The sequence below is a fragment of the Nitrospirota bacterium genome, from assembly GCA_016219645.1.
In the GTDB taxonomy this organism is placed as follows: Bacteria; Nitrospirota; Nitrospiria; order Nitrospirales; family Nitrospiraceae; genus Palsa-1315.
The window spans coordinates 76,216-88,675 of sequence record JACRLR010000019.1; the positions used below are offsets into that span (position 1 = coordinate 76,216).

The following is a 12,460-nucleotide window of genomic DNA, read 5'->3' on the forward strand; positions in this document are numbered from 1 at the left end:
AAGTTTGCTCAGGATGAAGGACGCTGCCGCCCGGCGGTCATATGCCAGAGGTGGAAGTGTCCTGCTGATGGCGCTCCTGCTTTCGTTTGGGTCTCTGTACGGAGCGAACTGGCTCATCTTCCATCCAGACATCACGCCTGGGTTTCTTCATGACCCGCTACTCGGGATACCACAATCTGCCGATGTGATTGTGGTACTGGCAGGGAATGGTGAGCGCATCTTGTATGCAGCATCGTTAATAGAGAGAGGCCTGGCGCCGAGACTGCTGACCACGCTGGTCGATCCCGCATGCCTCCGTGCCGGACATCCGCTTGGCACTTGTGCCACCGGTGTGCGCAATACTGCCGATGAAGCATTGGTGATGCGTCGTGTTCTCGAAAGAGAGCAGATGGAACGCATCATGATAGTGACCTCTCGCTCTCATCTCGTGAGAGCTACGGCTGTCTTCCGTGTGGTGTTTCTTGGAAGCGGCATGGAATTGAATGTCGTGCCCACTCCGCACGATTCTTTCCACGAATCGCCTGCGATTCGGGAACTGCTGTCATTCTTTCCCAGCCTGGGATGTGCCGTGCTCGGTCGACTGAATCCTGAACTGTACGGATGGATCATGCAATACCGCCGCCCGGTGCTCCTTCGCGACGCTGCAACATCGGCGTACGACGCCTGAAGAAAACTCTGTCCTGACCGGACTGCCGAAGCCCCACTCCACAATCTGAGAGATAGTCTCGGTCAACCACCCACGCTCGTACCAGTAGGATTATTGCTATGTTTAGTGCCTTGCTCCGGTTCCGCCGGCCTCTTATCGTCATGACCCACTTGTTCCTGGTCGCGCTCGCCAATTATCTGGCGTTTTGGCTCAGGTTCGACGGAGCAATTCCCGATTGGGCGATGGGGCTGTTCATGCAAACACTGCCTCTGTTGGCGGTGATTCGTATGCTGATTTTTATCCCGTTTCGCCTCTATCAAGGGATCTGGCAGTACACGAGCGTCTGGGACTTCAAAAACATCATCGCCTCCTCGATCTTGGGAATCGCCGTGTTTTATTGTGCAGTTCAGTGGGGGCTTGGACTGGAGCAGTATCCGCGGTCCATTTATGTAATGGATACGGTCCTGCTCATTGGACTGATGGGGACGATTCGTCTCAGCCGTCGCTTGTACTATGACACTACCCAACTCCACGCCAGCGAAACCCGAGTCCTTGTCTATGGAGCCGGTGATGCCGGTGAGAGCCTGGTCAGGGCGCTGAAACATGGTCCGGTGAACGGATTCAAACCGGTCGGTTTCCTCGACGATGACCCGGAGAAAACAGGCCTGCGTATTCACGGCATGCGGGTCCTTGGCGGGCGCCAGGACCTCAGCCGGATTGTGGCGGAAGTGGCCCCGCATGTCGTCCTGCTGGCGATGCCGAGCGCCAAGCCCCGCGTGATGCGCGATCTGGTGAAACTGCTGGAGTCCCACAAGGTGAGAATCCAGACCGTGCCGGATCTTCACAGCATTCTGGAGGGCCATGTCGAGATCACCAGGATCCGGAATCTGGCGGTTGAAGATCTTTTGGAGCGGGCTCCCGTCGGGCTTGAAGTGACGCCCCTGCGCCGTCTGATCAAAGGCAAGTCAATCATGGTCACCGGCGCGGGCGGCTCAATCGGGTCGGAACTGTGCCGGCAGATCGCGGCCCTTGAGCCAAGCTGCCTGACTCTGTTCGAACGATATGAAAACAGCTTGTTCGCCATCCATAACGAGCTGGTCGATCGTTCGCGCGCGATCCCGGTTTTTCCGATTGTGGGGGATGTGGGAGATGAGGTCCGTGTGGAGAAGATTTTGAAATCCTTTAATCCTGCCGTCATCTTCCATGCCGCGGCTCACAAGCACGTGCCGCTGATGGAGGGCAGCCCCTGCGAGGCGGTGAAAAACAATGTGCGGGGAACTCGGATTGTTGCCCAGGCGGCGGCCCGTTGCGGGGTCGGGCAATTCGTCATGATCTCCAGCGATAAAGCGGTGAATCCGACCAGCACCATGGGAGCGACCAAGCGGGTGGCCGAACTCGTCGTACAAAGTCTGGAGGAACGAGGCCGGACAAAATTCATGACCGTCCGGTTCGGGAATGTACTGGGAAGCAACGGCAGCGTCGTGCCGCGGTTTCTTGAACAGATCAAGGCGGGCGGACCGGTGACCATCACGCATCCTGACATCCGCCGGTTTTTTATGCTGATACCGGAGGCTGTGCAGCTGGTTTTGCATGCTGCCGCTCTGGGTGAGGATGGGGCAATCTATGTGCTGGAGATGGGGGAGCAGATCAAGATTGTAGATTTGGCACGGAATCTCATCCGCCTGGCGGGACTGGTTCCAGATGAAGATATTCCTATCTCGTTCGTGGGTCTTCGGCCCGGTGAAAAGCTGTTTGAGGAATTGGTCGGGCAGGAGGAGACTATCGAGCGGTCGGCGTTGGAGAAGATTCTGAAGGTCAAGTCGGGCCCTCCCTACAATCCTTATGCGTTCATGCCGCTGGTGGCTTTATTGGAGCAACGCGCGGCTCTGCAGGATCTCGATCTCGTGATAGATCTTCTTCGTGAATTGGTGCCAACCTTTACACCCAACGGAGCCTACGCTGCTCAGGAGGCCGAACGGGTCTTTTTAGGTTCCTATAATGGCCGCTGATGTGTTCCAGCGATCGTGGCACAACGAGAGTGTCAGTATTCAGGCATTCGGAAAAGCGCCGAGGAGGCAACTATGACACCATCCAATCGGAATTCGACCTTGGGCGCCTGGCTCTGGCGCCTCACACAATCGACCTGTTTCTTCCTGGTAGCGATGCTCGTGAACGGCGTTGCGGTTGCCGTTTCTGCTCCGCCTCAGAGCGGACATCAATATCAATTGGGGCCAAACGACGTGGTTCGTATCATGGTGTTCGGGGAAGAAGACCTCACGGTTGAAAGCAAAGTGGGAGGCGACGGCATCATCAATTTCCCGCTACTTGGCTCAGTCCCCATCGCCGGAAAAACTGTCAACGAATTGCAGGAATACCTGGCAGGTCGGTTGGCAGAGGGCTATGTGCGGTCGCCGAAAGTGACTGTCTTGCTGGTGCGCTACCGCAACTTCTACGTGCACGGGGAAGTGAAGACGCCGGGCGGCTATCCCTATGAAGCGGGGCTCACGGTGCAGAAGGCCATCAGCCTGGCCGGTGGCTTTACCGAGAAAGCCGAGACCAGGAAAATCGCTGCAACCCGTGTTGTGGGAGATCGGGCCGACACGATGATCTTGGGGATGGAGGCTCCTATTTTCCCCGACGACATCCTCGCTGTCGGGCTCATGCAAAAAATCTTTGTGAGCGGAGAGGTGAAGACGCCTGGCCGTTACCCCTACGAGCCGGGACTCACTGTCCAAAAGGCCCTATCGATGGCAGGAGGGTTGACCGAACGCACAGACCTGTCCAGCATCAAGCTCACCCGGTTCAAAGAAGCCGGCGTCGAGACAGAACCCAGCGCATTCGAGACCCCGGTGCTGCCTGACGACATCATCACAGTCGAGGGACCGAGTCAGCGGCAGAAGCTTTATATATCGGGCGAAGTCAAGACTCCAGGCCAGTACCTCTACCAGCCAGGACTCACCATCCAGAAGGCGCTGACGATGGCCGGCGGGTTCACCGACAAGGCGGACAAGGCTCAGGTAAAAGTGACGCGATTCAAGGGCAATGCCGTTGAAACGATGTTGCTGGAGGCGGACACAGTCGTCATGCCTGACGATCTGATTGTCGTTGTGCAAGCCAAGAAGATCTATGTCAATGGAGAAGTGAAGTTATCGGGTGCCTTTCCTTATGAGAAGGGACTGACGGTGCATAAAGCCATCACGATGGCCGGCGGGTTTACCGACAAGGCGGCCAAGACATCGACGAAGGTGCTCCGCAGCATCGACGGGCAGGAGCACTCGGTCGAGATCGCACTTGATGCTCAGGTTCTGCCCGAGGATATCATCGTGGTGCCGCAGCGATTCTTCTAACAGCAGAATGCTGAAACCGTCCGCCAGCTTCGTTCTTGCCGCGGCCAGAGGCCGAACGCACTAAATAGGAATAGGCATCGTTTCTTCCCGTGATGGTTCAAACAAAACCCCTCACGCGAAGGAATAGACGGCCCCATGGAGTCGAGTGGCGGCTCAACGGGGGGCACGAATGATGACGCTGCTACGAAAGGAGAAGGAAAATGACAATTCTTCGTCACCTTATTAGTCTGTTCTTCGCTGTCATGCTTATCTCCGAAGCCGTGGCAGTTGAGGTTCCCAGCCAACGCGATATCTACCGGATCGGACCGAACGATGTCATTCGGGTTCAAGTGTTTGGCGAGGATGAGTTGTCTCTGGAACGGAAGGTGGAGGGAGATGGAAAAATTGACTATCCCCTTTTGGGCGCCGTTCCTGTCGAAGGCAAGACGGTTCAAGAGCTCCAACAGTATCTGACCGCACGCCTGGCATCAGGATACCTCCGAAAACCGAAGGTGAGCATCTCGATTGTACGTCATCGGAACTTCTATGTGAGTGGGGAAGTCAAGACGCCGGGCGGGTTCCCCTATGAAGAAGGGCTCACTCTCCAAAAAGCCATTGCCATGTCAGGCGGGCTCACCGAGAAATCGGACAAGACCGAGATCCTGGTGAAGCGGATCAACGGTCCGGTTACTGTAAGCCTCAGGCTTGAACCGGATGCTCTCATCATGCCCGATGATCTCGTTGTGGTCGCGCAGGTACAGAAGTTCTACGTCAACGGTGAAGTGAAAAAACCCGGTGATTACGCGTACGAGAAAGGGCTCACGGTTCACAAAGCCATCACGATAGCCGGAGGATTTACTGAAAAAGCCTCGAAGGGTTCGACGAAGGTCTTGCGCACCGTCAACGGGCAAGAGGAGGCCCTCGAGACGACTCTCGATTCCCTCACGTATCCCGGCGACATCATCGTGGTTCCCCAGCGGTTCTTTTAGACGGGTGACTTTCTGGGCGCGTTCCCTTGCACCGGTGAGCGATCGCAAGGCTGTAGGGAAATGGCTACTATCGGACAGACAAACCGCTCAGGATACTCAGCGATCTCCCCGTGATAATACGACGTTGGAGCAATGTGCCTTGCAGGCACCCGAATTGCTTGCGTTCAGCCACAGATGCGAACCAGTCGTGGAGAGGAATTGTTCCGGTTCAGAGGGTCCACCATGCACGAGACAACACAACGTGAAGCGAATGCAGCTCGCGGCTCTCATCCTAGAGAATTCTCATCTTTGAGTCTCTGGACATTGTTGACCGTCGCCTGCTTGACCGCTTGCTTCGGAAGCGAGTCTTTCGCCCAGGTGGTCTATCCACCAAATACAATTTATGACGGGCCTAAAAAGGTTCCATCCCTTCCTCGTCCCGGCTATCTGCAGCCTATAATTGATCCTGTTTTTGGAACCAAGGTAACCAGAATCAGCGATGAATCGATGGGGCCCTCAAAACCGTCGCGCTTGCAACATCACTACTCGAAGGACCAGGCCTGGAATTGCGATATGACATTGATAAAGCTACACGCCGCGGAATTTATCTTGGACGCGAAAACATATCAAATCGTCACCAAACAGGGTAGTAAGAATGAACCAAAGTGGTCAACTGTGGACCCAAACGTTATCTTCTACGTCAGCGGAAATCAGTTCCGTAAGTGGAACGTCCGAACAAATGCCGATACCCTGCTCCATACATTTCCTGAAGGGAACATCTCGATAGGGGATTATGAAGGCAATATCTCCATTGGAGATAAATATGTTGTCCTAAATGTGGGCCCGACTCTCGCCATCGTCTATGACATAGCGAACGATGTCGTTATTTCAAAGAAAGATATCGGAGCCGCTGCATCAGATTGGATGTCCATCTCACCATCAGGAAATTATGTTGTGCTGCACAGCAACACCGGCGGCGGCGTAGTGGTTCATGACCGCAATTTAAATTTTTTACGTAAAATCTTTAATCACGGTTCCCATGCAGACCTGGGGTATGACGGATCCGGCAACGAAATAGATGCGCAAGTTTGCACGGGCAAGGGAAGGGCCCGTCTGGATAACGGGCTTATGTCTGAATTGATGCCGGGATTTAACGAATGCGGTCATCTATCGCTCCGAAGTTACAAACGTCCGGGATGGGCCTTGAAATCAGGGGATGGGGAACTATATGCGATCAAGCTTGACGGCAGCGGCATTGTTCAGCGTTTTACCCATGAGCATTCATCCGGCGCAACCTACGATTCACAACCCAAAGGTGTTATCAGCCCCGATGGCTCCAAAGTGATGTGGAATAGTGACTGGGGATCCGGATCAGTCTACGCCTATGTGGCTGAGATGCCCGGGAACTCAGTTGATACCGTGCCCCCGGCTGCCCCAACAGACCTCAGGGTGACGGGCATCTTGCGGACCGGGCTCAACCCTTCCTTAGACGCTTCGACGGGTATCGCCGACGCAACAGCCCATTGAGCCTCCGTTGTGATCCTCAATCATTGACCATCAGGGGTAGACACCTTCCGGACGTGGGCCTGTCGCCTGGCATTGAGCCGCTATGCGACGATCGCCTTCCACCTTGTCAGGCAAGTATCCGAGTTGAGCGCTCAGCGCTTCCAGACCCTTTGCGATCATGAGACTGATCCCCGGCGTGGTGAGGACGCTCAACCAGTGGAGCATCAGCGTCCCCTCGATTCCTTCATCCAAACTGTCAGACCTCCACGTTCCCCTTCGCCGTTTGCACGAAGCCCGGGCATTTGTCGATCGCGGGGCGCCGCATTATTTCCAAGGTGGGGCAAAAGCGGATACGACAAGCACCACCTTGGGACGGTGATGATTGCGCTTGTTGTGTAAGACTGTGCGCAGGCCGATGGCATAGACGAGTTCGATTTTATGGGTGATGGAGTATGGAGACGGTAATTAACCCGCGAGTCAGAAGATACCGTGAAGGGGACGCAGTAGCGCTTGTCACGCTATGGAATGCGGCTCATCGGGAGTACGGTGGATATGTTCCGAGAACATTGGCCTATTGGAACTGGTGTGTGCTTAATCGTCCTAAGGTGTCGGTGGATGATGTTTTGGTGATTGAAGAGGGCGGGGCAATCCTAGGTTATGGGGTGCTTGGTCCTAAAAATTATGTACTTGAGTTTGCGATTGAGCCCACACTGTCACGAAGAAGGATGAGTGAGATCGCCACTACGCTTTGCAACGCACTGGAGAAGCGGGCCAGCGCCAAAGGAGATCCGGCAATTTACATGACTGTACCAGCCGGCAATCTGGCTCTATGTGAGGCCTTACGTGCTTGTGACTACTCGGAAATTAAGGGTGAGTTTTTGAACGTGACGATCGTGAATCCCGTGGCCCTAATGCAGCGAGTTCTTGAATATCGCCGTAAAATCATCCCCGAAGGCTGGGCGAAAACATTCTTGCTCGAGTTCGCAAATGGGTACTATAGATTTAACCCCTTTCCGAAAGTGTATGTTCAGATTGGAGATAATTGCCTGGCAGTGGCTCCTGTTACGACGGAACCGCCCCTAGATTGTCGAATCAACATGAGTCTATCTGTCTTTGCAGAAATGATTTTTAAGCGGTTGACCTTTGAGTCAGCGATCGAATCTGGGCAGGTCACGGTGACGCCCCACTCCGAACTTTACGCCGCTCAGCAACTTGTACGCCTCCTCACCTTGCCTGCTCCTTGGTATTCCCCCTTGGCCGATAGGCGCTGACTGAATCGAGAACGTCAGAAGAAGGAGTCTATTGTCTCATGTCCGCCACAAGCACATCGCGACCTCGCTCGTATCAAGGAGGGGACGAGACTCGAATTGCCGCCATACTCAATGCGTCTCATGCGAAAGCATGGGGAAATGAATCGTTCTGGCGGTGGAAACATTCGTTGCGACCGGATTTCTCTCCAGATGACGTGACGGTGTCAGTCATCGATGGTGAGATTGTCGGTTGCTTTCATGGGGCAATTCTTCCGGTTCGGCTGGAGGACGGGTTGGATGTCCCGATGTGCGTCGAAGGTGATTTTGCCGTACTTCCTGAGTACAGGAAAAGGGGGCTTCCCCTGGAGGCCCATGATCTTGCCGACAAGAGGTTGCTCGAAGCCGGTGTCATCTTGCGAGGAGGATTTACATCGCAGGAGCTGAATGAACGCTTCTATCATCGGCAATTCGGATACATCTTCGCGCCGACCGAGACAGTACGATTCGTCAAGATTCTAGGATTGGATCCTCTCCGGGAAAGAGTCACGCAGCTCAGCGAACGGTTACTCAACAGCGGAATACTTAGTGAGGTGTTTAAAGGAATCCATTTAATCACTGATGTCGCTTTTGACCAGTTGCCTCCTGCCCATTTGGAGATGTCCGAGAAATCACTCGTCTTAGTTCCAGGAGTTGCCCATACGCCTCATATGCAGGTGCGCATTCCATATGGTCTGCTCATTCATGCTCGGCGTGGCCCCTTCAGCTTGTTTCTAGCCGTGCTCAGAGGGATGACTTCCGGGAGTGTGCGGGTAAGAGGGCTGCTGCGCAACCTGCCGACGCTGTGCAGGCTTATCGTTAGACTTGTTAGCAGACGGAAATTGATATGAAGACTCGTCGTGCCGATAGCTTCCGCTAATTCGAGAGACGATATGTCGAACCATGCAATCAAGTGTTTGGAAGATTCCAATGCGACGGGCAATCCATGGGCTCCTGATTCCTGGCAAGGGAAACCTGTTTCCCAACAGCCGGTGTACAGGGATTCTGAAAGCCTTAAGAAGGTCCAGGCCCAACTCGCGAAGCTTCCGCCGCTGGTGACAAGTTGGGAAGTCGAGGCCCTCAAAACCCGGCTCGCTGAGGCGGCCAGAGGGGAGCGATTTCTGTTACAGGGTGGCGACTGCGCCGAAAGCTTCGAGGAATGCGAGCCCGAGGCCATTGTCAATAAGCTCAAAATCCTGCTTCAGATGAGCCTGATTATCGTCCACGGGAGCAAGAAGCCGGTAATTCGGGTGGGACGATTTGCGGGGCAATACGCAAAGCCACGGTCGGCTGAAGCGGAAACGAGGTGTGGCATAACACTGCCGGTCTACAAAGGTGACATGATCAATCGCCCCGGTTTTACCGAGGTTGACCGGACACCTGACCCGGTGTTGCTGCTACGGGCATACGAACGGGCTGCCTTGACGATGAACTTCATCCGCTCTCTCACCACAGGCGGGTTTGCAGACTTGCATCACCCGGAAAATTGGGACCTCGGTTTCATCGGCCATTCCCCGCTCGCAGTCGAGTGGAAACGTGTGACCATCTCGATCGGGGAGTCGATTCGTTTCACGGAAGCACTCAGCGGCACCACGATCGCAGAGTTGTGCCACGCAGATTTCTTCACCAGCCATGAAGGGTTGCACCTGCTGTACGAGCAAGCTCAGACGCGTCGAGTCCCACGTCGAGAGGGAGTATATAACTTGTCGACACACTTTCCCTGGATTGGCAATCGAACCAGATCATTGGACGGGGGTCATGTCGAGTATTTTCGGGGCATAGCCAATCCCATCGCTGTCAAGATTGGGCCGGAGATCACGTCGAACGAGCTTCTCGCTCTCATCGACAGTTTGAATCCTGCAAATGAACCTGGCCGGCTCACGCTGATTCATCGGTTCGGTGCGAATATGATATCCCGCCGCTTGCCTCCGCTTCTGCGCACCGTGCAAGAGGCGAATAGGATTGTGCTCTGGTGTTGCGATCCGATGCACGGGAATACGAAGGTGACCGGCGCAGGGATCAAGACCAGGTATTTTCAGGATATTCATGAAGAACTGGAGCAGGCCTTTGACATACATCAGGCCGAAGGGACGTATCTTGGCGGCCTCCACATCGAGCTGACCGGCGAAAACGTAACAGAATGCATCGGTGGACCGGGAGGACTCACGGAGGCGGATTTGGGGAGGACGTATACAACACTCTGCGACCCACGACTGAGTTGCGAGCAGGCGTTGGAGATGGCGATGGTCGCTGCTCAGCGTATGTCGGCGCCGTCAGTTCGATGAGGGGGGCAGGTCTGCAGGGCATTGGTTACTAAAGTAGTAAGGAGGATAACATCCATGTCTGACACACGAAGCAAATGGCTCCAGACTGTTCTCAAGTATAAGCTGAATCCGGACAAGGCCGGGTCTGCCACGGTGTGGTGTCCAGACTTGGAACAGGTGCCGCGGCAAAGACTCAAAGAGATTCAGAGCGACAAACTCGTGGCGGCATTTTCCTACCTGTATGAACAGAGCCCCTTCTACAATGAAAAATTCACAAAGGCGGGGCTGCACCTCGGCGACATCACTTCGGTACATGATCTGCACAAGATCCCAATCACGACAAAGCACGACTGGCTCAAAGATCAGGCTAACAATCCGCCATGGGGAACATTTTCCCCTCTTTCTCAAGATCGCTGGACAAGCGAAGGGTGGATGATGTTTGCCACGTCGGGGACGACCACGAACCTTCCTCGCGTCTTTCGGCACACGAAGCACGATAGGGACATGTGGGCGTGGCTCGGGGCACGGGCCTATTGGGCAATGGGCGTGCGGCCGGGCGACATCGTCATGAATTGCTTCGGCTACGGCCCATCGGTCGCATTCTGGTGCCTGCACTACGGCATGAATGTGATGGGGTGTCCTGTCATTCCCGGTGGCGGGATGAATACGCAGAGACGTGCTCTGTTCATTCATGCGTATAAACCGACCGTTCTGGCCTGCACCCCCTCATATGCCCTGTACCTCGGCCGCGCGATGGAAGAACTCGGCTATTCGCCGGAAGAGAGTTCGATCCGTATTGTAATCACCGCTGGTGAGCCGGGCCCCTGCATTCCTTCGACAAAGGAGCGCATTGAATCGCTATGGGGAGCCAAGCTGCATGACGACTTCGGATGTACGGAAGTCGCCATGACACCGTTCGGATACACATGCGAACAAGAAGTGAACCAGTCAGAACGTCCGGCCAATGTCCATTTGATGGAAGATGCGTATATTGCCGAGGTTGTGCATCCTGAAACGTACGAACCGGTTGAGGATGGCAAGGAAGGGCTACTCGTCGTGAGCAATCTCTTTTCTGAGTCTCAACCGATTCTCCGCTTCTTAATGGGGGACCTCACGGCTCTCACAAAGGAGCCATGCGTTTGTGGCCGCACGCACATGCGGGCGATTGGAGGATTGCGGGGCCGGGCGGACGGTATTGTCAAGATACGGGGAATCGCTTTTTTCCCGAGCACGATCGAAGACAGCATTCGAAGGCATCCGGATCTTGGAGACGAGTTTCAGGTAGAAATTTCCAGAAAAAACGATATGGATCAGGTCAAAATTACCGTTGAACCAAAATCGGCGATTCCTAAAGAGTCGTATTCCACCCCTCGTGATCGCCTGCAGCGCGAGCTAAAGGGCGTGTTGGGTATCGAAGTCGCCGTCGACCTCGTTCCGTACGGCACACTGCCGAGAAGCTCCTCCAAAAGCCAGAGAATCATGGATCTGAGAGAGCCTCCCTTCCGGTCGAATTTCATCAAAAAGCCGGAAAAAGATCCGACCCTCTAACGATACAGCGAACAGCGCATAGCAAGGACTAGCCGATATGCCGGTGGTTGTCTGTCTCAACGGGCAATTTGTCTCCAAAGAAGATGCGAAGGTATCCCTCTTCGACCATGGGTATCTTTTCGGCGACGGTATTTTTGAGACGCTCAGAGCTTATGGAGGCAGCATTTTCAGGCTGGGGCAGCATCTCGATCGACTGTGGCGATCCGCGAAGTATTTTCATCTCAGCATTCCTTGTTCAAAAGATGAGCTCGGTGAATTGAGTCGCAAGGCGTTGACACACAGCGGCCTGCAGGATGCCTATCTCAGAATCACGATATCTCGCGGGATCGGCGAGCGAGGAATTGACCCGGAGTCCTGCACATCGCCGACGGTGTCTATCATCGTCAAAGACCTGCCTCGCTATCCCGACGAATGCTATCAAAGAGGAGCAGACACAAAGATTCTCGCGGTGAGAAAAATCGCCGACGAGACTCTCAGCAATCAGGTCAAAGGCTGCAATTTCCAGAACAATATTCTCGCCAAAATAGAGCTGAACCAAGCCGGATTGATCGAAGGCTTCATGCTGAACACCCGTGGTTTTGTTGCAGAGGGGACAGTGAGCAATGCGTTTGCCGTTGCCAGAGGGGTGCTCTGGACGCCCTCAGTGTCCTCGGGGTGTCTGGAGGGAATCACTAGAAACGCTGTCATCGAGATCGCTCGAAAGCAATACAGCATCCCTGTCGAAGAAAAGGAATTGACGCGCTACGACCTCTACACGGCTGACGAATGTTTTATGACAAATACCATCATGGAAATCATGCCGGTGCGTTCTGTGGATGGGCGTCAGATCGGTGCCTCCATTCCGGGAAGCATGACGCAACGACTGACAGACGGATTTCACCAGCTGATTAAAAAGGAGAGGGAAAATGGCTGATGT

11 protein-coding genes are annotated in these 12,460 nt (G+C 54.5%); 10 read left to right on the forward strand and 1 reads right to left on the reverse strand.

Annotated elements, in window-relative coordinates; all coding sequences use genetic code 11:
* Window positions 1–13 precede the first annotated feature (13 nt).
* The 5 genes from HZB34_08740 to HZB34_08760 all read left to right on the forward strand — a co-directional run bounded on the left by HZB34_08740 (window position 14) and on the right by HZB34_08760 (window position 6,467).
* Window positions 14–667, forward strand: coding sequence for a YdcF family protein (locus HZB34_08740; protein ID MBI5316044.1), 654 nt, complete (start codon window positions 14–16; stop codon window positions 665–667).
* 98 nt (window positions 668–765) lie between these two features.
* Entirely contained in the window at window positions 766–2,655 is a 1,890-nt protein-coding gene (locus HZB34_08745; GenBank protein ID MBI5316045.1) for a polysaccharide biosynthesis protein, read from the forward strand.
* A gap of 153 nt (window positions 2,656–2,808) precedes the next feature.
* A complete protein-coding gene (locus HZB34_08750; protein ID MBI5316046.1) occupies window positions 2,809–3,993 on the forward strand; it encodes an SLBB domain-containing protein in 1,185 nt (394 codons plus the stop codon).
* Between the two features lie 200 nt (window positions 3,994–4,193).
* A complete protein-coding gene (locus tag HZB34_08755) occupies window positions 4,194–4,961 on the forward strand; it encodes an SLBB domain-containing protein (GenBank protein MBI5316047.1) in 768 nt (255 codons plus the stop codon).
* 222 nt (window positions 4,962–5,183) lie between these two features.
* Complete coding sequence (locus HZB34_08760) at window positions 5,184–6,467, forward strand: hypothetical protein (protein MBI5316048.1); 1,284 nt, start codon at window positions 5,184–5,186, stop codon at window positions 6,465–6,467.
* 30 nt (window positions 6,468–6,497) lie between these two features.
* On the opposite strand, the gene HZB34_08765 is transcribed toward HZB34_08760, so the two are convergent.
* A complete protein-coding gene (locus HZB34_08765; GenBank protein ID MBI5316049.1) occupies window positions 6,498–6,671 on the reverse strand; it encodes a hypothetical protein in 174 nt (57 codons plus the stop codon).
* A gap of 227 nt (window positions 6,672–6,898) precedes the next feature.
* Between HZB34_08765 and HZB34_08770 the strand changes: the two genes are divergently transcribed.
* The 5 genes from HZB34_08770 to ilvE are packed head-to-tail and all read left to right on the forward strand — an operon-like array spanning window position 6,899 to window position 12,457.
* Window positions 6,899–7,717 (forward strand): hypothetical protein, encoded by an 819-nt coding sequence (locus HZB34_08770; GenBank protein MBI5316050.1) that lies wholly within the window; start codon window positions 6,899–6,901, stop codon window positions 7,715–7,717.
* Between the two features lie 38 nt (window positions 7,718–7,755).
* Window positions 7,756–8,583 (forward strand): GNAT family N-acetyltransferase, encoded by an 828-nt coding sequence (locus HZB34_08775; GenBank protein ID MBI5316051.1) that lies wholly within the window; start codon window positions 7,756–7,758, stop codon window positions 8,581–8,583.
* 42 nt (window positions 8,584–8,625) lie between these two features.
* A complete protein-coding gene (locus HZB34_08780; protein MBI5316052.1) occupies window positions 8,626–10,017 on the forward strand; it encodes a 3-deoxy-7-phosphoheptulonate synthase in 1,392 nt (463 codons plus the stop codon).
* A gap of 54 nt (window positions 10,018–10,071) precedes the next feature.
* Window positions 10,072–11,544 carry an AMP-binding protein gene (locus HZB34_08785; protein MBI5316053.1) on the forward strand — a complete coding sequence of 491 codons (1,473 nt, stop codon included), beginning with the start codon at window positions 10,072–10,074 and terminating at the stop codon, window positions 11,542–11,544.
* A gap of 37 nt (window positions 11,545–11,581) precedes the next feature.
* Entirely contained in the window at window positions 11,582–12,457 is an 876-nt protein-coding gene (ilvE, locus tag HZB34_08790; GenBank protein MBI5316054.1) for a branched-chain-amino-acid transaminase, read from the forward strand.
* The last annotated feature ends 3 nt before the right edge of the window (window positions 12,458–12,460 follow it).

Excerpts from the sequence above, each read along its gene's own strand:
- HZB34_08740 (MBI5316044.1), top strand. The coding sequence starts at position 14 with ATGAAGGACGCTGCCGCCCGGCGGTCATATGCCAGAGGTGGAAGTGTC.
- HZB34_08745 (MBI5316045.1), top strand. The coding sequence starts at position 766 with ATGTTTAGTGCCTTGCTCCGGTTCCGCCGGCCTCTTATCGTCATGACC.
- HZB34_08750 (MBI5316046.1), top strand. The coding sequence starts at position 2,809 with ATGCTCGTGAACGGCGTTGCGGTTGCCGTTTCTGCTCCGCCTCAGAGC.
- HZB34_08755 (MBI5316047.1), top strand. The coding sequence starts at position 4,194 with ATGACAATTCTTCGTCACCTTATTAGTCTGTTCTTCGCTGTCATGCTT.
- HZB34_08760 (MBI5316048.1), top strand. The coding sequence starts at position 5,184 with ATGCACGAGACAACACAACGTGAAGCGAATGCAGCTCGCGGCTCTCAT.
- HZB34_08765 (MBI5316049.1), bottom strand. The coding sequence starts at position 6,671 with ATGCTCCACTGGTTGAGCGTCCTCACCACGCCGGGGATCAGTCTCATG.
- HZB34_08770 (MBI5316050.1), top strand. The coding sequence starts at position 6,899 with ATGGAGACGGTAATTAACCCGCGAGTCAGAAGATACCGTGAAGGGGAC.
- HZB34_08775 (MBI5316051.1), top strand. The coding sequence starts at position 7,756 with ATGTCCGCCACAAGCACATCGCGACCTCGCTCGTATCAAGGAGGGGAC.
- HZB34_08780 (MBI5316052.1), top strand. The coding sequence starts at position 8,626 with ATGTCGAACCATGCAATCAAGTGTTTGGAAGATTCCAATGCGACGGGC.
- HZB34_08785 (MBI5316053.1), top strand. The coding sequence starts at position 10,072 with ATGTCTGACACACGAAGCAAATGGCTCCAGACTGTTCTCAAGTATAAG.
- ilvE (MBI5316054.1), top strand. The coding sequence starts at position 11,582 with ATGCCGGTGGTTGTCTGTCTCAACGGGCAATTTGTCTCCAAAGAAGAT.